Source organism: Alcanivorax sp. REN37 (genome assembly GCF_041102775.1).
Lineage (GTDB): Bacteria > Pseudomonadota > Gammaproteobacteria > Pseudomonadales > Alcanivoracaceae > Isoalcanivorax > Isoalcanivorax beigongshangi.
The window spans coordinates 1,274,463-1,297,977 of the sequence record NZ_JBGCUO010000001.1; the positions used below are offsets into that span (position 1 = coordinate 1,274,463).

Annotated in this window: 18 protein-coding genes; all 18 read left to right on the top strand. The window is 52.8% G+C overall.

From position 1 onward, the window contains the following. Positions 1–8: 8 nt before the first annotated feature. Entirely contained in the window at positions 9–1,268 is a 1,260-nt protein-coding gene (wecC, locus tag AB5I84_RS05710; RefSeq protein WP_369454893.1) for a UDP-N-acetyl-D-mannosamine dehydrogenase, read from the top strand. Next, on the top strand, positions 1,269–2,813 hold the full coding sequence (locus tag AB5I84_RS05715; protein ID WP_369454894.1) for a lipopolysaccharide biosynthesis protein: 1,545 nt from the start codon (positions 1,269–1,271) through the stop codon (positions 2,811–2,813). It begins immediately after the preceding gene. Beyond that, the gene (locus AB5I84_RS05720) at positions 2,810–3,907 is read left to right on the top strand and encodes a polysaccharide pyruvyl transferase family protein (protein WP_369454895.1); all 1,098 of its coding nucleotides are present in this window, start codon (positions 2,810–2,812) and stop codon (positions 3,905–3,907) included. The genes AB5I84_RS05715 and AB5I84_RS05720 overlap by 4 nt, the downstream gene beginning before the upstream one ends. 194 nt (positions 3,908–4,101) lie before the next feature. Continuing rightward, the gene (locus tag AB5I84_RS05725; RefSeq protein WP_369454896.1) at positions 4,102–5,148 is read left to right on the top strand and encodes an O-antigen ligase family protein; all 1,047 of its coding nucleotides are present in this window, start codon (positions 4,102–4,104) and stop codon (positions 5,146–5,148) included. Between the two features lie 266 nt (positions 5,149–5,414). After that, the gene (locus AB5I84_RS05730; protein ID WP_369454897.1) at positions 5,415–6,479 is read left to right on the top strand and encodes a glycosyltransferase family protein; all 1,065 of its coding nucleotides are present in this window, start codon (positions 5,415–5,417) and stop codon (positions 6,477–6,479) included. A gap of 480 nt (positions 6,480–6,959) precedes the next feature. Continuing rightward, positions 6,960–8,591, top strand: coding sequence for a heparinase II/III domain-containing protein (locus tag AB5I84_RS05735; protein WP_369454898.1), 1,632 nt, complete (start codon positions 6,960–6,962; stop codon positions 8,589–8,591). Further along, positions 8,575–9,732 (top strand): glycosyltransferase, encoded by a 1,158-nt coding sequence (locus AB5I84_RS05740; RefSeq protein WP_369454899.1) that lies wholly within the window; start codon positions 8,575–8,577, stop codon positions 9,730–9,732. The genes AB5I84_RS05735 and AB5I84_RS05740 overlap by 17 nt, the downstream gene beginning before the upstream one ends. Continuing rightward, on the top strand, positions 9,729–10,697 hold the full coding sequence (locus AB5I84_RS05745; protein WP_369454900.1) for an NAD-dependent epimerase/dehydratase family protein: 969 nt from the start codon (positions 9,729–9,731) through the stop codon (positions 10,695–10,697). Before AB5I84_RS05740 ends, AB5I84_RS05745 begins: the two co-directional genes overlap by 4 nt. 17 nt (positions 10,698–10,714) lie before the next feature. Continuing rightward, positions 10,715–11,725: an MraY family glycosyltransferase gene (locus AB5I84_RS05750; RefSeq protein WP_369454901.1), complete on the top strand. Its 1,011-nt coding sequence runs from the start codon at positions 10,715–10,717 to the stop codon at positions 11,723–11,725. Next, positions 11,722–12,294, top strand: a complete 573-nt coding sequence (locus AB5I84_RS05755; RefSeq protein WP_369454902.1) for a PglD-related sugar-binding protein — start codon at positions 11,722–11,724, stop codon at positions 12,292–12,294. Before AB5I84_RS05750 ends, AB5I84_RS05755 begins: the two co-directional genes overlap by 4 nt. A gap of 97 nt (positions 12,295–12,391) precedes the next feature. Continuing rightward, positions 12,392–13,777, top strand: a complete 1,386-nt coding sequence (locus tag AB5I84_RS05760) for a phosphomannomutase/phosphoglucomutase (RefSeq protein ID WP_369454903.1) — start codon at positions 12,392–12,394, stop codon at positions 13,775–13,777. A 198-nt stretch (positions 13,778–13,975) separates the two neighbouring features. Continuing rightward, positions 13,976–14,869: a UTP--glucose-1-phosphate uridylyltransferase gene (locus AB5I84_RS05765; RefSeq protein WP_369454904.1), complete on the top strand. Its 894-nt coding sequence runs from the start codon at positions 13,976–13,978 to the stop codon at positions 14,867–14,869. Between the two features lie 364 nt (positions 14,870–15,233). Further along, positions 15,234–16,883, top strand: a complete 1,650-nt coding sequence (gene pgi, locus AB5I84_RS05770) for a glucose-6-phosphate isomerase (RefSeq protein WP_369454905.1) — start codon at positions 15,234–15,236, stop codon at positions 16,881–16,883. Between the two features lie 347 nt (positions 16,884–17,230). Beyond that, a complete protein-coding gene (locus tag AB5I84_RS05775) occupies positions 17,231–18,442 on the top strand; it encodes a hypothetical protein (protein ID WP_369454906.1) in 1,212 nt (403 codons plus the stop codon). A gap of 10 nt (positions 18,443–18,452) precedes the next feature. Further along, positions 18,453–19,574 carry a hypothetical protein gene (locus AB5I84_RS05780; protein ID WP_369454907.1) on the top strand — a complete coding sequence of 374 codons (1,122 nt, stop codon included), beginning with the start codon at positions 18,453–18,455 and terminating at the stop codon, positions 19,572–19,574. A 40-nt stretch (positions 19,575–19,614) separates the two neighbouring features. After that, positions 19,615–20,316: a hypothetical protein gene (locus AB5I84_RS05785; protein ID WP_369454908.1), complete on the top strand. Its 702-nt coding sequence runs from the start codon at positions 19,615–19,617 to the stop codon at positions 20,314–20,316. A gap of 22 nt (positions 20,317–20,338) precedes the next feature. Further along, entirely contained in the window at positions 20,339–21,598 is a 1,260-nt protein-coding gene (locus AB5I84_RS05790) for a CsgG/HfaB family protein (RefSeq protein ID WP_369454909.1), read from the top strand. Between the two features lie 198 nt (positions 21,599–21,796). Beyond that, complete coding sequence (locus AB5I84_RS05795; RefSeq protein WP_369454910.1) at positions 21,797–22,900, top strand: hypothetical protein; 1,104 nt, start codon at positions 21,797–21,799, stop codon at positions 22,898–22,900. Positions 22,901–23,515: the final 615 nt, after the last annotated feature.

Sequence of the window (23,515 nt, forward strand, 5' to 3'; positions counted from 1 at the left end):
GAAGATCAATGAGCTTCGATACCCTCTGCGTCATCGGCCTGGGCTACATCGGCCTGCCTACCGCCACCATGTTTGCTAGCCACGGCAAGACCGTGATCGGCGTGGACGTTAACCAACACGCCGTGGATACCATCAATCAGGGCAAGATCCACATTGTTGAGCCGGACCTGGACAAAGCCGTGCACGAGGCCGTGTCTGCCGGCCGTTTGCGTGCTACCACCCAACCCGAGCCCGCTGATGCATTCCTAGTGGCGGTGCCGACACCGTTCAAGAAAGAGCTGCGTGAAGATGGCATCCCGGAACCAGACTTGAGCTACATCGAAGCAGCCTCTAAAGCGCTGGCGCCAGTGCTTAAGAAAGGCGATTTGGTGATTTTGGAATCTACATCGCCGGTAGGGGCCACTGAGCAGATGGCGGCGTGGCTGGCAGAAGCACGCTCGGATCTCAGCTTCCCGCAGCAGGCGGGTGATGAGGCCGATATTCTGATCGCCCATTGCCCAGAACGGGTATTGCCTGGCCGGGTGATGATCGAGCTGATCGAGAACGACCGCATTGTCGGCGGCATGACCACCAAGTGCGCTGAAGCAGCCGTAGAGCTTTACCAGACCTTCGTCAAAGGCGAGTGCCTGACCACCAATGCCCGCACTGCGGAAATGGCTAAACTCACGGAAAATGCCTTCCGCGATGTAAACATTGCCTTTGCCAATGAGCTGTCGCTGATTTGTGATGAGCAGGACATCAATGTGTGGGAGTTGATCAAGCTGGCGAATCGGCATCCGCGCGTGAATATTTTGCAGCCGGGACCGGGGGTTGGGGGGCACTGTATTGCGGTGGATCCGTGGTTCATCGTATCCGTTGACCCGGAGAATGCTCGCTTAATTCATGCCTCCAGGTTGATAAATGACGCAAAACCGCAATGGGTTATTACAAAAGCTCTGGAAGTGGTTAAAAAAATTGCGGAGGAGAAGTTGGTCGATCGAGTCACAGTTTCCTGTTATGGGTTGTCTTTCAAGGCAAATATTGACGACCTGAGGGAGAGTCCGGCGCTTGGTATAGCAAGAGAGCTTCATAAAAATAAAAAAATAGAATTGCTTATATGTGAGCCGTATATATCTAAACTACCGAAAGGGTTTGAAAGCGCCTCTCTCGTAGATTTCGACAGAGCGATTATGGCTGATTTGCATTTGCTACTTGTGGATCATGACTTCTTCAGAAAAAAAAGTAGACCCGGGGGTGAGGTAATTGATACTCGCGGAGTATGGCGTTAAATGCAGGGCTTGTCATATGCGAAAAATGCTGCCTGGAATTACGGTGGCATACTAGCATTAACTCTCACGGCCATAGTTGCTGCTCCCATATACATTCATTATATGGGTGATGATGGGTTTGGTCTGTTTCGGCTGACAATATACTCGATAATAAGCTTTGCGTTTCTGTTAGAGTTAGGGGCTGCTGCCGCACTAAAACGCATCATCGGGTCTTCTCTGAATAGGGGTGACTTTTCTGAGGCAAAAACTGCAATATTTCTCGGATTTACTTTCTTCCTGGCGCTGTCGCTTTTGTCGGTGTTGGCATCAACTCAGGCATCGTCAGCGCTCGCCAAAATTCTATCCGTCGACGAATCAAAAGTGAATGAGTTTAGTCGACTGGTAAGGATCGCCGGGATATATTTGGGGGTGTTGTTTATGCAAACCCCCCTTAACGCTCTTTCCACTGCAATTGGACGATTCGATTATATTCAGCTGCCGCAAGTAAGTTTGCGAGTACTGCAATTGGTGTTTTTACCTGCCATGGTGGCGTTCAATGATCATAGTGCTGTTGCAGGAGGGTATGCTACCCTAGCTGCGGCCGCATTGTCCTTGATGTTCAGCTACTACCTTCCAAGAAGGGAACTTCACCAGATATTTAGTCAGGGCCAATTTCAATTCTCCGGCAGTATCATGAAGGAATTCTTTAGTTTGAGCGGCTATAGTCTGGTGATCGCCATTTTGCCGGCTTTTCTTTACTATGGCGCCGATTTTGCGGTCGCGAGATACCATGGCGCCACGAGCGTTGCATTGTTCGCTATAGCCACTATTGTGGCAACCCAAGTTCGCACGTTTGTATCCGGTGTCCTATCGCCCGGATTTGCTTACGCCAGCAAAATGGCTGCATTAGGAGATATAGATGGATTAGGCGCGCTGATAAAAAAGTTACTCAGATACGGAGTTAGTGCCTGGGTGCTCTTTTCTTTCCCCTTGATCTTCTTTGCCGAGCCAATAATATCAGTGTGGGTGGGCGAGACGTATTCGAGTTACTGGATATTGACAGTCATCCAGCTACTTGGTGTTGTCGGGGTTGCTCTCTACTTGAGCATATACACGGTCATGAATGCAATGGGGCGTTTGAGAGCCATTGCCGTCATGTCTGCCGGCTTTGTAGGTGCTGCAGCAGGCGCCTTGTATCTCGTTGGGGAGAGTGGAGCATCAACTCTAGAGTGGATCGCAGCATGCGTTGCAATAACTCTATTTATCAGAGGTGTAGCATGTGTCTTATATGTCTCCAATATCTTCGGTGCCCACATTTTTCTGTATCTTGTAAAGGTTTTTACTAAGTCGCTAATCGTCTTTGTTTTGACGGCACTGCTTTATCAGATTGTGCGCCTTCTTTTAGATGATTTTCATGCTGCCTATCTGTGGATAGGGTTTCCCATTATTGCGATATTTAACTTAATTTTCTGTTGCTTCTGCTTCCTGAGTAGGCAGGAGCTGAGTATGGCAAGGAGAAAGCTGTTTTTGATCGGAAATAGAGTTTTGAAGAGGAAGTTGTCATGAAGACCGCTGTCGTAACTTTTCACGCCGCATATAACTATGGTGCGGTTCTGCAGGCCTATTCGCTGCAAAAAGCGCTAGAAGAAGCGGGTTTCGAGCCGCAAATGGTTGATTATTGGCCCGAGACTAGGGAGGCTGCATCAAAAAGCATGATGTCGCCGCTGAAGGGGTTGAAAGGCCTTGTCATCAATCTCCTCACCTTGATCAATTATTCGAACATAAGAGAGCGGCGCAGGCGATTCGATGATTTTAGGAGATGGGCATGGAAGAAGAGCGAATTGAGGTACCAGAGCAATGAGCACTTGTTAGAGTTGCTGCCTAATGCTGAGCTGTTCATAACCGGTAGCGATCAGGTATGGAATCCTTCATCTGGAATTGATCCAGCCTATTTTCTCGAGTTCGCGGTCCAGTCTGGGAGAGCAACGGCATCCTATGCGGCGAGTATTGGCGTGCCAGACGTTCAGGGGGATGACGCGCGTGCCATGGCTCCCCTAATCGCCGCTATTGAACGCATATCTGTCCGTGAGCACAGGGCGGCAGAGATAGTAAGGAATCTGACAGGTAGAGATGCCCAGGTTGTCGTGGACCCGGTCTTTCTACAAACTGCCGAACAGTGGAACACATTGGTTAAGGATCCCGGCATTACAGGCGATTATCTGCTTGTGTACGCTGTCAGGAGAAGACGGTATATGGAAGATATCATTAGGCAGATCAAGCAGCGATACGGTCTCAAGGTGGTATTGATACCGGGCACCAACCCCGCCGCGCGGGGCTTCATTTCTGCCGACAGGGTCGTTTGGGATGCGGGCCCAGCTGATTTCGTGTCTCTATTTGCACATGCAAAGGCAGTCTGCACCAACTCATTTCATGGAACTGCGTTTTCGATAATTTATAACAAACCTTTTGTGAGTGTTTCCCACACAAAGGGTGACTCCAGAGTTACAAGCATACTTGAACGCCTTGATCAACGCTGGCGCCAGCTGAAGGAGGGTGACGATTTGCCGGAGCAGTTTCTGAGTGATTTCGATTGTACTTCTATATTGGATTACCATACTAGGGAGTCCTTTTCATTCCTGAATTCGTTGAAAAAAAGATAACGATGATGCCCTTGACCCATGTCAGATTGTCTTCTTGGACCGTAAGTCTTCACGTGATCGGATTTTTCTCTTTTTCTGGCTATTATGTTGGACTAGGAGTATTCATCGATACGTTCGGGTTTGCGATGTCCCGTTTTTATTCTGCGCCGGTCAGGGTGCTTATATCGTTGCTGGGACTAATCTGGTTCGTAAAGATGGTACCCTTGCTGCTTAATCATATAAAAGGGTGGGCATTGGCAGCATATATCGCGATGGGCTTCTTTCTGACGCTGTATTGTTTCAACGTATTCGCTAACTTCTCTTTGGAAGAATATTCGCTGCCAATTACTGATTATTTTTCTTACGTTATCCTTTTTTGTGTTTTTCCGATGTTGTTCTTTTCTGCGTTGAGGTCTGAAGAAGACTTCGACAGGCTGGCAAATATCATCATATTTTCCGGTTTTCTGCTCGGCGTAGTTAGTTATTTTCTCTACGCTGAGCAAATAACCGGCGGGGTCACGCGCATTAGCGCAATATCTCGCGATAACGACGATGCTTCGTATTTGAGCCCCTTGGCGCTCTCCTACAGTGGATCACTGACCATCATTGTTTCACTGATGAAGTTGATGTCAACGACCTCCAGGACGCTTCAAAAGGTATTTTATTTGTCTGCAGCGATTTCCGGATTGTATTGCTTCATGCTTGGCGCCTCAAGGGGGTCCGTAGTATCGCTTTTCATTTCCTTTATCCTATTGCTCGTTATATATCGAGCTAGATTCAGGCTTTCAACGCTCATTTTTTTGATCAGCATACTGGTTTGTGTGCCGACATTTCTCTCAATTACTGGTAGCGGAGTTTTTGAAAGAGTCCTTAACATACGTGCTGATGTTGAATCTGGCGCCAGTTCTAGTGCAAGGGTCGAGATATGGCGAGCTGCATTCGACAGCATTAAGGAAAACCCGTTTTTTGGTGGCAGGATTGAAGTGTTCGGAAACTACCCTCATAACTTCTTAGTTGAAGCCTTCATGGTGACGGGTCTGGTTGGGGGCGGATTGTTTTTGTTTTCGTACCTGTATTTCTCGGCTAAGTCGTTCAAGTTGGCTGTGTCGGAGAAATACATATTGCCATTTCTTATTTTGACGCATGGGTCAGTGGAGAAGTTTTTTAGTGGAAGTGTTAAGGACTCTATCTTAATTTTTATTGCGTTGGGAATGACTTGTTCTGCTTTGCGGCTTTCGCGGGAGAGGGAAGCATGTGCTTAGTCTAGGGGCTAGTTTATGACGTCTCATATATTAGGATCATGAATAGCTAAGGGCGTCTGGAAGGTTTTTATTAGGTTGAATGTTTATTGTATTGGTTGAGTTAGTTCTGGTTTGCGAAATCAGAGCGGTAGGCTGAATCTTATTTATTGCTAGAAATGCTCTATTTCTTACAGTCTAAGTTGCGTGAGTTTATTTGTATTGTTGTTCGGGTTCCGATTCTCTTTTTATCTTGAATTTTGCTATTGCTGTTTTGGGGCGAGAAGGCGATGAGAGACATTCTATACGTCCTGGCAACACCTCATTTTTTCTCTGAGGGCATGTGTGGGCGAGTCAGTCATGCAATAGGATTTGTTAGGGGGATGACAGAAAACGGAGTCTCTGTGCGAGTAGTCTCTGGGCCCGACCCTGAAGGCTTTCTAAAGGAATCTAAAAGCCATAGCTCTATCGAAAGTAGATTGTTTTTTTATTTTAGGGTTGCTTGGGCGCTTGCAGTTGCTAAAGAGTCGCGTGCAGTTATTCGCTGGCGTCCAGTTCTGCCATTTATATTATTTCCTATTATATTTTATAAAAGAAAAATGATGGATGTATTCTGGGAAATAAACGGCGTGACGGGAAAAAATTCTCGCTTTCCTATTGTAAGATGGATTTCGAGTGTTTCTATATGGCTGGCGAACCTCACCGGTGCTGCCGTGGTTGTTTCAGAGAGTTCCGCAAAAGGTTTAAGGCAGGCCGGTTGGTCGAGGAAGTTGTTTGTGATTAGGAATGGCTATGACTCCACGGTCTCGTGGCCAGATATTGAAGCTCAAAGAGGGACTCCTATTTCTTTGGTTTATTTTGGGGCTTTCCAGAGATATTATGACTGGAATGTTTTGATATCTGTTTATGAGCAGGCGCGGGAATCTGGACTGGTTTCTAACTTGATGATTTGGGGGTTTGAAAGAGAGTTTAATGTTTCCGGTATTGAAGTGATGGGTAGGTTCAATATTCATGAATTGCCGAAGAGTTTAAGCGGTTTAGTAAACCCGGCGCTTGTTCTTCATACGGACGATAGTCAGCTTTCCTATGAGGGAAGCCCAATGAAACTTTATGAATATTTATCGACTGGGCTTCCGGTAGTAGTGTCGGATAGCCAACGAGAAAAGATAAGTGCGAATTTTCATGTTTATTGGTACAAGGCGGGCTGTGGAAAATCTCTCAAAGAAGCGATTTTCATGGTGTCGTCTCGATATGAAGAAGCGCTACAATTATCTCGCGGTAATGTTTTTCTTGCTGAGAGTCTAGGCTCTTGGGGAGTGGTGACGAGAGAGTTTGCAGAGCTGGTTAATAATTAGTTTTGTTGTTCTTGAGGCTCGGTGCATTGTGTTATTGGCTTTACGTCTAAAGACGATGTCAGTGTTTCGTTATTTGAGATACAATTGTAGTTACATTAAGGTTAAGTAGTAAAAGGCTGGGTTTCGTCTAAAGTTTTCTGAGATTGGGTGGAGTAATGTTCTGCATGTAAACTATTATGAGGTTGCCATGCGTGTAGAAAAAAGCGTTCTTCCCAAGAAAGCGCATCGAGGTGTTTGCCGACGGGCGTACGTTGCAAATCGACAACTTCCGTAAGATGACCGGTTATGGGAGGCGGGGATTCAATAAGATGAATCTCTGGCGTCAAGACAAAGGCCTGGATAGCTGTGGTGCAGCCTTCTTCCACTCTATTGAAAGAGGCGAGCCATGCCCGATTTCTCCAGAGAAAAGCGGGCATCACTATTCAGGTTACTCACCTACTGACGAGTCAAGTTGATTGATCGAGTCAAGAGGATGCATAGATGTTGATAAGGATTCTCTATACTCTTTTACCATTGAGACTACATCAGTGGTACAGCTTGCTATATTATCGAATTATACGTCGCTTCTGGCCTTTTCGCCTGCCGCCAGTAAATGGCTTTATATTTGAGAATAGGAGATTTGATTTTCAGAAATATATGCCCTCGCCTTGGCATGGCAACAACGAATTCACATTCTTGAATGTGAAGGGAAAGGTACGCTGGGATAAATTTGAGCCAATACCTGAACAGGCCATGCTTTGGCAGTATAATCTCCACTATTTAGATGAGCTTTGGGCATGTAATAGCAGTAATGATATATCCTCTCAGCGTGATCTCATCTTGGCTTGGTGGGAGGCTAATAAGGAGGTCTTGGGAGTGCCTTGGGATCCTTATCCGACCTCGTTGCGAGCAGTAAATCTGTGCAAGTGGCTATGGTTAAATCCGGGGCAGATCGACAGCTGCAAGGCAGGTACTATTCTTGGGCGCCACTATATTGAGATTCGTAGGAAGCTCGAGATCCATCTTCAGGCCAATCATCTTTTTGCGAACCTTAAAGCACTTTGGTTTATACAAGCTGCATTGCCGGAGGTTAGGTCTCGGGATTGGCAGTGGTTAATAGCAAAGATCAAGGCGCAAATTTCAGAGCAGTTTGACGATTGCGGTGGCCACTTCGAGTTGTCCCCAATGTATCACAGGATAATGCTTTGGGATCTGATGGATATGCTAGAGTTGGCGAGCGATGTAATAGATTTCAGTGTGCTGAAGCCAATCTTGGAAGATAAAATAAGAAAAGGCCTTCGATGGGCGATTGCACTTTCACATTCTGATGGAGAAATAGCGCTATTTAATGACGGGGCGCTTGGAGGGGCTCCATCATTGAACTCCCTAATTTGCTATGCGTCAAAATTAGGGGTGGCTGAGCCTCAATTCAAGGATGGTTCTTACAGTGGCTATTTAGTAACTCGGAAAAATATTGCTACATTAATATGTGATGCTGCTCCGGTGGGGCCTGCCTTTCAGCCAGGTCACGCTCATGCGGATAGCCTCAGTTTTGAGCTTAGTTTAGGCCTTAGTCGAGTTGTAGTGAATTCGGGTACTTCGGTCTATGAGCTAACGCCCGAACGACTCTATCAACGCTCTACAGCAGCTCACAACACTGTAGTAGTTGACGGTAAAAACTCTTCAGATGTTTGGTCGTCGTTCCGTGTTGGGCGCAAGGCCAGAGCAAGTATTATTAGGCAAGTAATTAAAGAGGGATTCGCTGAATTTGAAGCGTCTCACGATGGCTATAGGGGCTGCATGCACAGGCGATTGTGGCGCTTATCGGATGATAGACTGACTATCCGAGATTCCTTGAATGGGAAGTTTTGTGAAGCATCAGCTTTTTTCCATTTCCATCCAGAAGTAAAAATTAATATTTTAGATCGAGATGCTATCTGTGTTTGTGGCGGCGATTTTAAAATGAAAGTGTTTTTTTGCGGTGCGGAAAATTTGGAAGTTCGAATAAAGGATGGTTTTTGGTATCCAAAGTTTGGTGAAATGAAGGCTAATAAATTTGCAGAGGTGACATGGTCGTCTGGCGCATTGTCTACCGAGTTCAGTTGGGAGGTCATTCGTGAAGGCCAACTCTAAGATGAAAGTAGTTGTCGTCACCAGCTATCCTCTTATCGAGCCAGTTGTAGCTAATAGAATGATTCCTTTTTTAAATGGTTTTTTAGAGGACGGAAGAGAAGTTCATTATTTATGCCCGTCATCAGATGGGAAACCTGTAAGCTTTCCTCACAGTGTCAGAGTTCATGAGGTGGCGCTTTCTTTAGAAAAGCCCGCAGGTTTTTTTGGACGCGCTCTTAAGGAAATGAAGGACGCGTTTAAATTGTTGAAGACGGCTAGAAAAGTTGACGCTTCTGTCTACTTAGTTACAGCACCCTCAATGTTCTTGATATTTTTATCACCGTTGTTGCTGTTGAAATACAAGGTTGTTCTCGATATCAGAGATCTTAGCTGGGAATATCTGTCTGATCAGAAGGTCTCGCAGCGATTTGCTAAATATCTATTTCGTATTATTTTTGAAAGAGCGCTGGGTTTTTTTGAGGTTGTTTCTGTTACAAATGATACCGAGTACAAGTACGTTAGTAGGAAGATGCGTCAACGCCGGGATGTAATTCAGGTCTCTAATGGGGTGTCGCAACTACAATTCGAGAGGCTTAGCAAGGTGGAGCCGTCTCAGAATGAATCCATGGTGGTATCCTATATCGGAAATGTGGGCCTTGCGCAAGACCTTTCTACTCTAGTCAAAGTTGCTGCTCTTCGACCAAAAATTAAATTTAAAATTATTGGTGCAGGTAATGATTTGCATCGAGTTCAAGAGCTTTCTAAAAGACTCCAGCTTGTCAACGTGGAGTTTGTTGGTAGAGTGCCATGGGAAGAAGTTATTTATTACTATAATCAATCTGATGTTCTCTACGCCCAGTTGGCTCCTTGCTTTTCTGGTGCTATGCCCTCGAAGCTGTATGAGTATTTAGCAACAGGAAAGCACATTATCTATGGCGGCGGTGATCAGGCCCAAAGAATACTAATGGAGTTTTCAAATTATCAGTTAGTAGAGCCATGCGATCCCTATAAATTAGTTGGCGCCCTCGATGCCGCCAACAAGATGAAAGTAGCCTCTTTCATAAGTATGAAAGATAGAGAGAAAGTGGCTGATAAGTATATTCGTGAGAACCAAGTGATCAAATTGAGGGACGCGCTAAGAGCTATGGAGGCAAATTTGTGAAAGCTGCGATTACGGGAGCATCTGGCTTTATCGGCTCTCATTTAATAGACCGTCTTTCCCGTGAGTCTATCGAAGTTGTGGCGCTGTCTCGGCGGGCATTATACGACCTGCCTGAAAACACGACTTGGGTTAAAATTGATTCCCTAGAAGATGTTGGTAACTGGTCAAGCCATCTTCACGGAGTTTCGGTTTTATATCACTTGGCGGGCATGGCTCATCAGACACGGCTGCAGGGAAATGAGGCACTCAGAGCCTTTGAGCGCATAAATGTAGATGCGACACTGTTATTGGCTGAGCATGCACTAAAGTCGGGAGTGGGCGTTTTTATATATATGTCATCAATTGGAGTGCACGGAGCTGAAACTTACGCTCCGCTGGTTCCGGATTCTTCTGTCGATCCTGTAGATGACTATGCTGTCTCAAAGCTTAAGGCCGAGAATAAGCTTCGTGCTATTTTTGAAGGAACTAGCACTCGCTTAATTATTGTTAGGCCTCCTATGGTTTATGCACTGAGCGCACCTGGCAATTTTCAGCGCCTTGTTCGAGCCGTGAATATTGGCGTCCCTTTACCTTTCGGTCTTTCTCGAAATAAGCGCAGCCTTATTTCTGTGTACAACTTGTGTGATGTTCTCTGGCTAACCTTTAAGCGTCAACTACCCTCTGGTACGATAATTCTGCCTTGCGAGGCAGAGCTGCGGAGTACGGCGCGAATTGTTAAAGGTATCGCAGTGGCTTTGAAGAAGCCAGCAAGGCTTTTACCCGTACCAGTTTTTATTATGAACTGGGCAGCTTGGTTACTAGGTAAGCGTAGAGCTGCCACCAAGATATTGGGCGATTTCGAGATCGATCCGCAAGCACTTGAAGACCAGTTGGGACTACGGTTTTCCGGAAGTTTTGAAGATGAGCTTTGTCGAGGGATGTCCCAGGGAAAAACCACTTCTAGAAAATTTACTCAACCAGCCTAACTTAATTGAGTACCTTTATGCTGTGGATCGCTGTAGCAACTGTATTCGCCTTGGCGGTGATATTGACCGGGTATCTGCGCCAGTATGCGCTTAAAAAAAGCATTATCGACATTCCCAACGAGCGCAGCTCCCACACCGTGCCGACGCCACGGGGCGGGGGAGTGGCCATTGTTGTGGCGTTCTTGCTGTCGCTGCTGGTGCTGTCCGGCACCTTGCAAGGCTGGTGGTACTTGGTGGCGCTGCTTGGTGGCGGGGCCCTGTGTGCAGTAGTGGGATTCTTGGATGACCACGGGCATATTGCGGCCCGCTGGCGTCTGATCGCCCATTTCGCCTGTGCCGCTTGGGTGCTGGCCTGGATGCCGCAGCTGCCGCCCCTGCTTTGGGCGGGACACGAAATCGATCTGGGAATTGCCGGCTATGTATTGGCCGCCTTCTATTTTGTGTGGATGTTGAATCTGTACAACTTCATGGATGGCATCGACGGGATCGCCAGTGTGCAGGCCATTACCATCTGTCTGCTCGGTGGGGCGCTGTTGTGGCAAATCGGAGCCCTGGAAATCGCGACCTTGTCGTTCTTGTTAGCAGCAGCGGTAGGGGGCTTTCTGGTATGGAACTTTCCGCCGGCGCGCATCTTCATGGGCGACGCCGGCAGTGGCTTTCTCGGCTTGATGATCGGTGCCTTGGGGTTGTTTGCCGCGGTAGCACAGCCTGCATTGCTGTGGGCATGGTCGATCCTGATGGGCGTGTTCATCGTCGATGCCACCTTCACGCTGTTCCGCCGTTTGCTGCGCGGTGACAAGGTTTATGAGGCACACCGTTCCCACGCGTACCAATACGCCTCCCGTGAAGTGGGCGGCCACCGCCCAGTGACGCTGGCGGTATTGGCCATCAACCTGCTGTGGCTGGGTCCTTGGGCGTTTGCGGCCGCACTGGGCTATATGGATCCGGCGTTGTGTTTGCTGATTGCCTACCTGCCGCTGCTGGCATTGGCGCTGCGCTTCCACGCCGGCAAGCGGGAAACGGCATGAAGACGCTATTGGTGCTGGGTGCCGGTGGTCACGGTAAGAGCGTTGCCGAAGCGGCACTGCTCGGCGGTGAGTGGCAGCGGGTGTGGTTTCTTGATGACAGCTATCCCGAACGCACAATGAGTCTGGGCTGTGAGATCGTTGGTTGTGTGGCGGCGCTGGCAGAGTTCGCGGATCAAGCTCAAGGAGCTATAGCAGCGGTAGGCAATAACGAGGTGCGCGCTCAATGGTGCGACGCCATCGAGGCCGTGGGCTTGGAATTAGTGAACGTGTTCCATCCGCAGTCGATCGTCAGTCCCTCGGCCAAGCTCGGCCGCGGAATCGCGGTCATGGCTGGTGCCGTGGTTGGCACCGAGGCGGTGCTGGCTCGCGGTGCTTTGGTAAACGCCAATGCCACCGTGGACCACGACGCTCGCTTGGATGCCTTTGCTCACCTCGGAGTGGGTGTCCAGATCGCCGGCGGGGTTGTGGTGGGTGCCCATGCATGGCTACAGGCCGGCGCTAGTTGTGGCTATCACGTGGTGGTGCCGGAAGGAGCGCGTATCGGGCCAAGTATTGGCCTTTCTGCGTAGTGTCTCGTGACTGCTCTCTATGAGAGCAGCACCTGCCGCCGGTGGCGCCCTACGCGTCACCGGCTTTTTGTTGGCGTCTTGCTGACAGGATAAGTGAATGCTGAACCCCAATATTTTCCGCGCCTACGACATCCGAGGCATCTACGGCGACACCCTCACTGACGAAATCGCTTTCGCCATCGGCCAAGCGGTGGGTTCAGTGGCGCGTGATGCGGGAGAGGTGAGGGTGGCCATTGGCCGCGACGGGCGTCTGTCGAGCCCGGAGCTCAGCCGCCAGCTTGCCGCTGGATTGCGGGTAGCGGGTTGCGACGTGGTGGATTTGGGCATGCTGCCTAGCCCGGTGCTTTACCACGCGGTCAACACCCAGCTCGATCTCCGCTCCGCGGTGATGGTCACCGGCAGTCACAACCCGGTGGACTACAACGGCTTCAAGATCATGATCGCTGGGGAAGTGTTGTCGGCGCAGCAGATTCAACAGCTTTATCAGCGCATCGTCAGCGGTGAGTTACGGCGCGAACGGCCCGGAGAGTTGTTCCAGCGCGAAGTACTGTGCGATTACCTGGACGATGTATTGGCGCGCCACAGGCTGCCACGTCCGATGAAAGTGGTGCTCGACAGCGGCAACGGTGTCGCCGGCATGGTGGTGCCTTATTTGTTCCGCGCCATGGGCTGCGAGGTGGTGTCGCTGTTTGAAGATGTCGACGGCAGTTTTCCCAACCACCATCCCGACCCCTGTGATCCGGCGAACTTAGCCAGCTTGATTGAGGCGGTGCAGGAACACGGGGCTGATCTGGGAATTGGTTTCGACGGCGATGGCGATCGCCTCGGCGTGGTGTTGGAGAACGGCCGTATTGTCTATACCGATGTGTTGCTGATGGCACTGGCGGAAGATCTGCTTCAGCGTAGCCCCGGCGCACAAGTGGTGTTCGACGTGAAGTGCACCGGGCAGCTATTCGGTGTCATCGAAGGTGCCGGCGGCCGCGCAGAAATGTGGAAAACCGGGCACTCGATGATCAAGCGCCGTATGGAAGAAACTGGCGCGCTGCTGGGCGGCGAGGCCAGCGGCCACATCTATCTCAGTGAAAACTGGTATGGGGTGGACGATCCGATGGTGGCCGCGGTGCGTCTGCTGCAGATCCTTGGTCGGCATGATGGTCCGGCATCGGACTACTTCGAGCGCTTTCCCATGCCGCTGACGACCCCAGAGCTGATGCTGGCTGCCACCGAAGAAACCAAGTTTCTGATCGTGGAAGATGTGCGGGCGCAGGCCGCACTGTTCGAAGGCGCCCGCATCACGCTGCTGGACGGCCTGCGCGTGGACTTTCCCGACGGCTGGGCGCTGTGCCGAGCGTCTAATACCTCTCCCAATCTGGTGCTGCGGTTTGAAGGAGTGGATGAGCCAGCGCTGGAGCGTATCAGAGCGCAAATGATGGCTGTCGTTACCGCTGCTGCGGCGCGGCACAGCAGCGAAGGCGCGTCCTGACAACCTGTGTTCGGCGCGTGCCACAGCGCTGGCTGCGAGGCGTACAGCCGTAGTGACCTCACCAAGGCATCGATCCCAGTATCACCCGTTTGTTCTGCCATTCCGGCTTGGCTGGCACTGCGCTAGTGTCAGCACTTCCCGATCGCCGATGTCAGTGAGCGGCAGGGCACTCTGGGCCCACGCTATTTCGAGGAATCTGTGAGCGCTGCAGTCAAGAAAGCCATCATTCCCGTTGCAGGCTTGGGCACCCGCATGCTGCCGGCTTCCAAGTCGATGCCCAAGGAACTGCTGCCGGTGTTCGATCGCCCCGCGATCCAGTATGTGGTGGATGAGGCTGTCGCTGCCGGTGTGACGGACATCATGTTGGTGACCCGGGCTGGTGACAGCGCTATTCAGCAGTACTTGTCCATTGACGCAGACTTGGACGCCGCGCTGGAGGCGCGAGGCAAAACGGCATTGGCTGCACAAGTGCGCGATCTGGTGTCGCCGGGGGTTACTATCCAGAGCGTGCCTCAGCCCCAGCCATTGGGTTTGGGCCATGCAGTGCGGCAGGCCGCCGAATGGGTAGGGGAAGCACCCTTTGTGGTGATGTTGCCCGATGTTCTGGTTGATCAAGCTGACGGCGCATCGCCGGATCTGGCATGTATGTTGGCTCGCTTTCAAGCGACCGGCGCGGCGCAGGTGTTGGTACAGAGTGTGCCTGCGCAACAGGTGGACCGTTACGGCATTGTGTCACTTGCCGGCGCGCTACCAGGTGCTGGGGAAAGCGCGCAGATGGCCGGTGTAGTCGAGAAGCCCACATCCACCGATGCGCCGTCCAACCTAGCAGTGGTGGGGCGCTACGTGCTGCCAGCGCGTGTGATGGCGCTGTTGGCGGCAGTGCGGCCGGATGCCTGTGGTGAAATTCAGCTGACCGACGCAATTGCCGCGTTGATCGCTGAGCAGCCCGTAGAGGCCTATGTCATGACGGGGCTGGCATTTGATTGCGGGAGCAAAACCGGTTACTTGCAGGCGTTCCTGCATTATGCCCTTCGTCACCCAGAGCTGGCCGCTGAAGCGCGCGCCATCGTAGCGTCCGCTTGTGACTACTGAGATCTTATTGCCATAGTTGCTGGTCCTTGCCCACGGCTCGTCGAGCGTGCGGTCCCTTCCTGTACACCTATCCCGATTGCTGACGACTCAAGCGGCTCTGGCTGATGCCGTGTGGGCAACTGCTTTGTTTCGCGAACCGGTCTAGCATGCTCCTCCGCAGCGCCGGATGCCCACCGGCCGGTCGGCGCAGCTAAGCAGCATAGTTTGAGTTCAGCAAGCGCCCGGCTCCCTAGCCCTGTGCCTGTTGTGGCCGTAGGGCGACCGCTACGACCGGTGGGCCTCCAGTGCAGTCGCCACAATAATGATGTGAGGTCAGCGCCACCGCTGTGACACGATTTTGAGCACCAGCAAAAATGGAACACGCATGATGGCACCAGCACGCGACGCTCTGCGGCAGCGGGCACTGCACTTCGCGACAACGCCGTTGCAGGCTCTGTTTGCGCGCGAACCGAGGCGCGCTGAGCAACTGCGATTTCAACTCGATGGCTTGACCCTGGACTTGTCCAAGCAACGCTTGGACGTGGGTGTATTGACCGAGCTAGTCGCGCTAGCCGGTGAGCGGGAATTGACGCGCTGGGTAGAAAAGCTGTTCGCTGGTGACCCCGTGAATGTGTCCGAAGGGCGTGCCGCCAAGCACTGGCAGCTGCGCGATCTGGCGGCACGCGCGCCGGACGTCGCCGAGCAGCTGCAGCGAATGGAAACCATAGTTGAGCAATTTTTCCAGCGCCAATGGTGCGGTGTGCGCGGCGACGCTGTGGAGCATGTGATCAACTTGGGGGTGGGCGGCTCTGATCTCGGACCGGTGATGGCGCACCATGCGCTGCGGGACCTGCCTGGTGTGCGCAGCGGTGGCGTCAGCGTCCACTTCGTGTCCAGCATGGATGGCAGTCAACTGGCCCCGTTGCTAGCCCAATTGGATCCCGCCCGCACCGTCTTTGTAATTTCGTCCAAGTCTTTTATCACGGTGGATACCTTGTCCAATGCACGTACTGCGTTGGCATGGTTGCAGCAGGGCTTGCCCGGTTGGAGCGAGGGGGAAATCAAGCAGCGCCATGTCTTCGGCGTGTCCGCCGCGCCAGAGCGAATGGATGCATGGGGCATTCCTGCGGCTAACCAACTGCTGTTTTGGGATTGGGTTGGCGGCCGTTACTCAGTCTGGTCCACCATCGGATTGCCGATCGCGTTGTCGGTCGGCATGCAAGCGTTCCGTGATTTCTTGGCCGGTGGCCACGCCATGGATCAGCACTTTCGCGGCACGCCACTGATGGCCAATTTGCCGGTATTGTTGGCCTTGACCAGCATTTGGAACATCAATTATCTCGACATCCACACCCGTGCCATCCTGCCCTATGAGGGGCGCTTGAAGTTCTGGCCCTCCTATCTGGAGCAGTTGGAAATGGAGTCCAACGGCAAGTCGGTGACCCGCGATGGTCAGGGGGTGGCGGATCATACCTGCCCGATTATCTGGGGTGAGGTGGGTCCCAATGCTCAGCACGCGTTCTACCAGCTGCTGCACCAAGGCACCCACACCGTGGCCTGCGAATATCTGCTGTGCGCCACTCCATCGGGCGCGTCCCCGGAGCTGCAGGCGCAACACGACCTGACGTTGGCCAATGCACTGGCGCAGATGCAGTTGATGGCATTCGGTGATGGCATTCTCGACGATGCCGACCAGCTGCCGCCCCACAGCCGTTACCGAGGCGGACAACCCTGCACCACCTTGCTGCTCGACGCCCTGACGCCCTACAGCTTGGGTCTGTTGGTGGCGCTCTACGAACACAAGGTGTTTGTAGAGGCGGTGATGTGGGGTATCAACCCGTTCGATCAATGGGGTGTTGAGATGGGCAAGCAGCTGGCTACGCGCCTGCTGCCGGCGGTGCAAGGCGCCGCGATGCCTGCCGACTTGGACGGTTCCACCCGGGCGCTGTTGGAGCAGATTCGTAGCCTGCGGGAGGTGTCTGCCGCCGCTGACTTAGACAAGGGCCGTTGCCGTAGGGCCAGTGGCCCTCGGTGATGTGCATTATGGGTTAAGGAATCCTGGCTCTATGAACACGCCTGATGAAAAGCAAGAGGCCGCTTAAATTCCTGCCAACTCAGGGGCAGTTCACATTCTTAATATTGTGTCTGCCTCATCGCGCGTTGATGCCCTAATAATATGCGCTTCATCTCTTCAACTCCCTCACCCACCGTCTGTCAGCTCAAAGTGCAGTGCGATCTAAACTGTCGCGCTCTCGCGCTAGGGTCGCTTTTTCCCCCAAAAAGCAGCGCCGCCATCTCCTGATTGTTAGGTCACGGCTCACAAAGAGGAATGCAGAGCGCGGCGGGGCCAGACGATCGCACTGATTATGGCTCGAGACTGTCATGAGTGACCCGTTGAAAACGTTCAGAAACTTTTATGGTAAGGCCGCCCCGCTGGCAATTGCTGTCCTAATGATCGCATTGGCAATAGTGCCTGACACTGTGTTAGCGGGCGGTGAGAAGAAAACGGTTTACTTTGCTGGACTTGCTCTGTCAGGTACCGCCGCTGAAAGCGCTGCCTCATTCCCTCATACCTTGGCTCTAATGCAGGAGCGGTCGGAGGAAGGCGGGGCTAATCTACAACAGGAGCTATGGGACGCTATTTCCAGTGCTCCGCTTGCACACCTCCACTTAGAGACAAACCTGGCCGAGCATTCAGACATTGAAGGCGCGGTGGCACTGGCAATGCTTGTTGACTGGGAAAATGTATCCCGAGAAAAGCTTGGTGATACTACAAAAATGGTCGCTGATCTCCATGCGCAGGCCTTGCTATTCGACTACTCAAGCAAAAGGGTTCTGGCCGCGTACCCGGTGGATCGACAGTTGATTCATGTGGTGCAGGGGGACCCAGATGCAGGCACCGAGGCGAGCCTCATTCGCGCCCTTTATTTCAATGAGTCGGACAACATCTTCCATCAATTTGCTAGGCGTTTGCAGGACCTAGAGGTGCGAGCCAGCTATGGGAACGCTATTCGCGTGATGTCTGTGGCGCTGGAGGACCAAGCGCTGGAGATGCTGAGGGCGCATGGCCAGGACCCGGACGTGTTTCAGGGCTGGGTAGCCGACCAGTTCGGAAAACGATTTTCTGATCGATTACAAGTGCCCTTCATTCCCTATGCGAAAGGTGTGGCTATTGGCGCCAGCATGGCCGCTCGTTTTGCCAACGGCGACGTGTATCAGCTTGAGCTGCCTGAGCCAGACTACCGAGTGCACTTTGTTGTGCGTGGCTTTAAGAAGGTGTTGCTCGACAGTAATTCTGCGGAGGCGGCTTGGGCATATGGCACATATCTGAATGTGCGTATCGCAAACTACGATGACAGCCGCGTTTATCTGGATGCCCCGTTCAAATTCGGAGCGGTGAAGAAAGTGCCCTCTTCGGCACAACAGTTGGACGACTGGACCGCGTTCCGTGAATCTATTTTTTCGCTTCTAGACCAAATTTGCGTCCAGGTCACCCAGCAGGATCGACGCTGGCTAAATAAATGGTCAGATGGCCGTGAGGTGCAGAAACAACTGCGGGAGCTAAACCGTCAGGTAATCGAGAGATCTCGATGATGAAGGTGGGATGAAAATAGCAATGGCGAAGAGCGTGAGTATCTGGGAGCGGTTGATCATCGGTGTGGTGCTATCGCTACTAATGTCCACAGCGGCGGCCCTGGATTACAGAGGAAAAGCATCTGTGCCTTACCGTCAAGGTGTTTTCAGTTCCGGCCCTAAACCGGAGCTAAGGCAGGAGGCCATTGTCGCGGCGCGGTTGAGCGCCTGGAGTCATTACACTTCGACTTTCTCACCTTCTCGCATGGCGGCTTACCGCGGGATTGAGCAAGACATCGTCGGCAACCTCGATCAGTACGTTACAGACACAACGGTGCTCGAGGATGCCGTAGATCGCGATGCGCGTCTTTACACCGTGTCAGTTCGAATTCGCGTTAACGAGGCCGCGCTGAACGCGCGATTGAACGCCGACGGGGCCGGCACCTCTGATATGGCGCTGATCCAAGGCGAGCTGTTTAGCTTTGTCTTTGTAGCTAGGGAAGCAGAGACGGTTAAGTCGTTCGAAGAAAGACGCACCCAAATTCGCAGCTCCGATACGGCTCTAGATGCCAGCCGTAGCGGCTACGCTGCTGGCGGACAGGCAAGGCTGCAGGAGCAATCTGCGGAGATCGAGAAGCACACGACCGGGGGCAGCTCTCAGCGTCGGGCAAATGAGACTAGTTTTCGTATTCGTTCAAGCGCTGACGTCGATGCCGCAATGACAGAGACCTTGAGTGGATATGGCTTTGATGTGGTGCTCTACGGTGACGTGCTGGCTTCTTGCGGCGGCAGTGACATGGCCACCATCAACAATGAGTTTCAGCTGTCGAATGAAATGTCTGTAAGTACCCGCAGAGATGCGATCCAGGCCGCGCGTGCTTGCGATGTTAATTATTTTGCTGTGGGAACGATGGACGTGGGCATGCATGACGTCGATCCAGTAACCGGGCATCAACGGGTTACCGTATCGGTACGGGGGCAGGTTTGGGATATCTCTGGGCGCCTGCCTCGCAACGTGGCGTCAGTGGGCCCAGTGCAGTACAGCGGGCTGGGTCCCGAGCCGGAAGTCGCCATGCGTAACGGGTTGAAATTAGCGTCCGAGCAAGCGGCTCGAACATTGGTCGATCAACTTAACGCTAGAAAGTTGCGTTAAGGGAAGTACGTTTCTTTTTAAAAACTGGGAGAGCACGTCAATGCAGAAAAATAAGGGAATGATGAAGCTGGGCTTGGCCCTGGTGATGGGAAGCATGATGTGGGCACCAGTGAGTTCCCAAGCGGCCTTCGGTGGTTTGACGCGGGGTGGTCAATCGGAATCGGGCACAGCGGTCGACGTCGATACCCTGGTCGACGAGCAAAAAGTGCTAATGGGTAAGTTGCATTCTGCCATGAGCGAGATCCTCCAGGCTCAGTCGCTGACTCTTGAAGCGCAGGGATTCCGCGAGCAGGCTGCGGCCACTAAGGCAGTCGCCGGTAATTATGCAAGTGGGAACGTCTCAGGAGCGGACGCGGTCAAGCGCGATATTCAAATGACCCGTGAGAATCAGGAGCTGATCGAAAAAGGGGTGAGCGAGAGTGAAGCGCTTTCGTCCGAAGGACTGAAAACCCTAACCAGCGCATTACCGCACTACGTGGAGGGAACCCGTCAAAGTGGTCAGTTAGGGGAGGCGTTCCAAGCTTGGACGGCATCATCACAAAGTGCTGTGTCCGGCTCACTGCGCTCCAATCCGATGAAGGCGCGCAAATTAAAAGGCGCTTTGAGCGAAGCCACAGCAGTGCTTTCCTCCTTGCCTGATCTGATTAGCGCTTGGTCAGGTACGACCCGCTCCTTCATTGGTTATGGTCGTAGCAATAACGTGGATGTGAGCGACGTCGAAGCCCGCTTGGGAGATCTCTGACATGAGCGGGGGGCCGGGGAGGATGGGCAGCAAGACGCCTTTTATAAGGCTTCTAGTATTAGTTTCACTGCTCGTTGCCGCTCCATTTTCTCTGGCCGCCGGCCTCCATGTAGTAACTGTTGAAGGAACGGGAGAAGGTCAGAACCTAGCTCAGGCAACCGCCTCAGCTTTGGTGTCGGCGCTGGCTCAAGTCAATGGGGTGCATGTTGAGGCGGTCCAGTTTATGGCCGAGGTGACGGTAGCACTTGAGACCAGCTCCAGCTCTGATTTCGCCTCTGCGACTGCTAATGCGGAAGCGATATCCCAAGCGACAGGGGGAGCGGTTAAGGCTTATCGGATTGTGTCCCAAGAGAATATGGGGGGCCATTGGCGAGTGCAGGTGGAGGCACAGGTAGCGGCCTATCAGCGATCGGTCCAGTCCGATCGACTGCGGATTGTGGTGCTCCCCTTTAGGCCAGCCCAGAGAGGGGTAGATAAGTCCATCGAAGGGGCCCTCGCCAGCGAGCTAAATACTTATTTGACTCAAAGTCGCCGCTTCGCAGTGTTAGATCGCACCTTTGAGAATGAGCGTCAAAGCGAGATGCAGATTGCATCGTCCGCCAGCGCCCCCATTGAAGAAATGGCCCGTCTAGGGCAACGACTCGGTACAGATCTGATGCTGGTGGGACATATCGACCAAGCTCAGGTGATGACCCAGCGCACAGAGTTAGCGGGGCGCACTTTAACTAACCAGACCAGCCGTGTTCGGCTGCAGTACCGCATTGTCGAGACGGCTACTGGACAGGTGAAGCTGGCTGAGAGCCTGACTCGCTCTCAAGAGGGGGCTGATCTGCAGAGGCTGGTCCAGCGTATTGCAGAAGATATGGCCCGCGACATTGTAGATGCCATTTTCCCGATCACTGTCGAAAGCATCTCCGGTGAATCTTTGTTCCTCGGACAGGGCGGGAGATTGCTGAAAGCTGGGCAAGTCTACCGACTGATTCAGCGCGGAGAAGTGATCCACGATTCTTACACCGGAGAAAGCCTCGGGCATCAGGAGCTAAATGTAGGCCGGGTCCGTATTACCGATGTCCAGAGCAAACTGGCGCAAGCGCAGGTTCTGGAGCTGAGTGGGGATTTGCGCGATCTGTTTGGGCCTGGGCGACTGATCTTACGTGGACCATTGGCGGAGCCGCCCGCATCACCTACACGAGAAAGCAACAACCGTCCGCCACCCAGCGCTGCTACGCCTGCTTCTAGCGGTATTAGCACCATGCAGAAGACCCTCGAGTCGGATTGGTGAGCTTCTGAGACAGAGCAGATTGGGAATATTGCGAGAGTGATGATGAGAGCAGCATACCTGAGAGTAGGAACTGGACTGGCCCTGGCTTGGTTGTGGAGCACGCCTCTGCATGCGCTATCTCTTGATGACTTCGTTCCGCCTGCGGCCGGTGGTGAGAGCCGTCCCAGTGGCGCGACGTCCGAGCACCAAGGAATGGTGGTGGCGGAGTCCATGCAAGATGCGCTGGGGTATGCCTATCAACAGCTTATGGTTGAAGGAGAAGGTGTACAGGTGGTTCGTACAGCCACGGGACTGGGCGTGCTGTCCGGCGCTAGCGCTAGCTACAGGACCTACGACAACCTCAACGCCACCTTGATGAGTAAGCGTGCCGCTTATTCTCGTGCATTTATGGCTGCTCAAGGAGGACTGGTTCGACATTCGGAAGGCCTTTCCCAGCAGTGCGTACAAGCGATGGAAAGCGAGAGCTTGGTGATAGATACGGGTTCCGAGACGCTGGTTAATGACAGTCTCAGTGTGAGTGAGAAATGTAAGGACATTACTCAGGGCATGCTGTCCGGAGCCGTTGTCTACGCTGTGGATGATCGGCCCGAAGACAAGACCGTCCAAGTCATGCTGGCTAGTAGCACCCGTACTCGGCTAGCGGTCGATAGAGTGGGCGCTGCGGTAGTGGCGACTGCAGACCCGGATGCAGCGTTCGAGCATGTGGCTCGTGAGATCAGTCTGGGGGTGGTTCCCCCAATGGGGGCGCGGCTGATCAGTAATCCTGAGACTGGGGAAAACATTGTCATAGGTTTCGGGAGTGCCATCATTCGTCAGCACACGGACGCTCCGATCCAGCGCCAGTTCCGCCAGCTGGCTCAACGCCAATCAGCGTCACGTGCTAACCAAGCTCTCGTGAGTTTTTTGACGGGCACGGAGCTGTACTGGAGCGGAAGCTTTGATGAGAAGCAGCTTGAGGGCAGCCAGCAATTCACCCAACAGTTAGGCGAGCAGGGCCCCGCTGAGGATGTTGAACGTCTGCAAGACACTCGCCACGGGTTCTTGAACCAGTTACGGATGACCGCTGAGGGTCGTGCCGCCACCGAGGGCGTGGTGCCACCAGGTGTGCAAGTGAAGAGTTTTCCCAGCGAGGATGGCTACTGGATGAACACGGTCGCGGTGTATATGCCGTCGTTGTCGCGTCAGGCCCGCAAGGCTGGGGATGCAACGGCACCTGCCAAGCAGCCGTCTGGAGGTCTGAATGAAGCGGCAGATAATCCGCGGGGGCCGAGTGGCCGGGTTATCCTGGATAACGACTTCTAAGTTCACTTCCTTGGCGGTCAGGGCTGCTTTGATACTCGGGTGCGGAATAGCTGTGGCCGCAGCTGGAGACAGGGTTAGTGGGCCGCGAAGTTGGCTACTCCAGTATGCTGACCGCCCCCTCCCGACATTGGCGTCGCCTAGTGATCGTGACGATGTGAAAGAATTTAATCGCAGAGCCTATTGGATGGGCGAGAGGCAAGGGTACCGTCGAGCATTAGTAGCATTTCAGGCGGAGGCCTCAGGGCGCGAGTGGGTGGGGCAGCGCGGTCGCCAGTACTGCCATTCGTTTCTCAGCCGACCGGAACGTGATGCGTGGTTCCAGAGCCTAGTAAGGCTTGCCGGAGGAAAACAGTCAGTGGCCGCCGTCTGGGCGGAGCGTCATCCCATTCAGGTGCGCATGGGGGGACTGCAAGAGCGTGTGGTCTCTGTCGATGAGGGCTGGGTAGCCGACTGCAACGTAGCGGTGGTGGCTATTCAAAGTAAAGCTCCAGAATTACCGCCGGCTCCGGAACTATGGCAGCAAGTTTACGATGCGGCCGTGCTGGCCCGGCGGCAGAGTCACTTGGCCCGTTCTCAGGAGTTGTTGGAAGCTCTCCACGCCACACCGGGGCTACC

Bases quoted from the DNA above. Each gene is read 5' to 3' on its own strand.
- AB5I84_RS05735 (WP_369454898.1), top strand. From the start codon at position 6,960: ATGTTGATAAGGATTCTCTATACTCTTTTACCATTGAGACTACATCAG.
- AB5I84_RS05790 (WP_369454909.1), top strand. From the start codon at position 20,339: ATGGGCAGCAAGACGCCTTTTATAAGGCTTCTAGTATTAGTTTCACTG.
- AB5I84_RS05785 (WP_369454908.1), top strand. From the start codon at position 19,615: ATGCAGAAAAATAAGGGAATGATGAAGCTGGGCTTGGCCCTGGTGATG.
- AB5I84_RS05780 (WP_369454907.1), top strand. From the start codon at position 18,453: ATGAAAATAGCAATGGCGAAGAGCGTGAGTATCTGGGAGCGGTTGATC.
- AB5I84_RS05775 (WP_369454906.1), top strand. From the start codon at position 17,231: ATGAGTGACCCGTTGAAAACGTTCAGAAACTTTTATGGTAAGGCCGCC.
- pgi (WP_369454905.1), top strand. From the start codon at position 15,234: ATGATGGCACCAGCACGCGACGCTCTGCGGCAGCGGGCACTGCACTTC.
- AB5I84_RS05760 (WP_369454903.1), top strand. From the start codon at position 12,392: ATGCTGAACCCCAATATTTTCCGCGCCTACGACATCCGAGGCATCTAC.
- AB5I84_RS05730 (WP_369454897.1), top strand. From the start codon at position 5,415: ATGAGAGACATTCTATACGTCCTGGCAACACCTCATTTTTTCTCTGAG.
- AB5I84_RS05715 (WP_369454894.1), top strand. From the start codon at position 1,269: ATGCAGGGCTTGTCATATGCGAAAAATGCTGCCTGGAATTACGGTGGC.
- AB5I84_RS05720 (WP_369454895.1), top strand. From the start codon at position 2,810: ATGAAGACCGCTGTCGTAACTTTTCACGCCGCATATAACTATGGTGCG.
- wecC (WP_369454893.1), top strand. From the start codon at position 9: ATGAGCTTCGATACCCTCTGCGTCATCGGCCTGGGCTACATCGGCCTG.
- AB5I84_RS05750 (WP_369454901.1), top strand. From the start codon at position 10,715: ATGCTGTGGATCGCTGTAGCAACTGTATTCGCCTTGGCGGTGATATTG.
- AB5I84_RS05725 (WP_369454896.1), top strand. From the start codon at position 4,102: ATGGTACCCTTGCTGCTTAATCATATAAAAGGGTGGGCATTGGCAGCA.
- AB5I84_RS05755 (WP_369454902.1), top strand. From the start codon at position 11,722: ATGAAGACGCTATTGGTGCTGGGTGCCGGTGGTCACGGTAAGAGCGTT.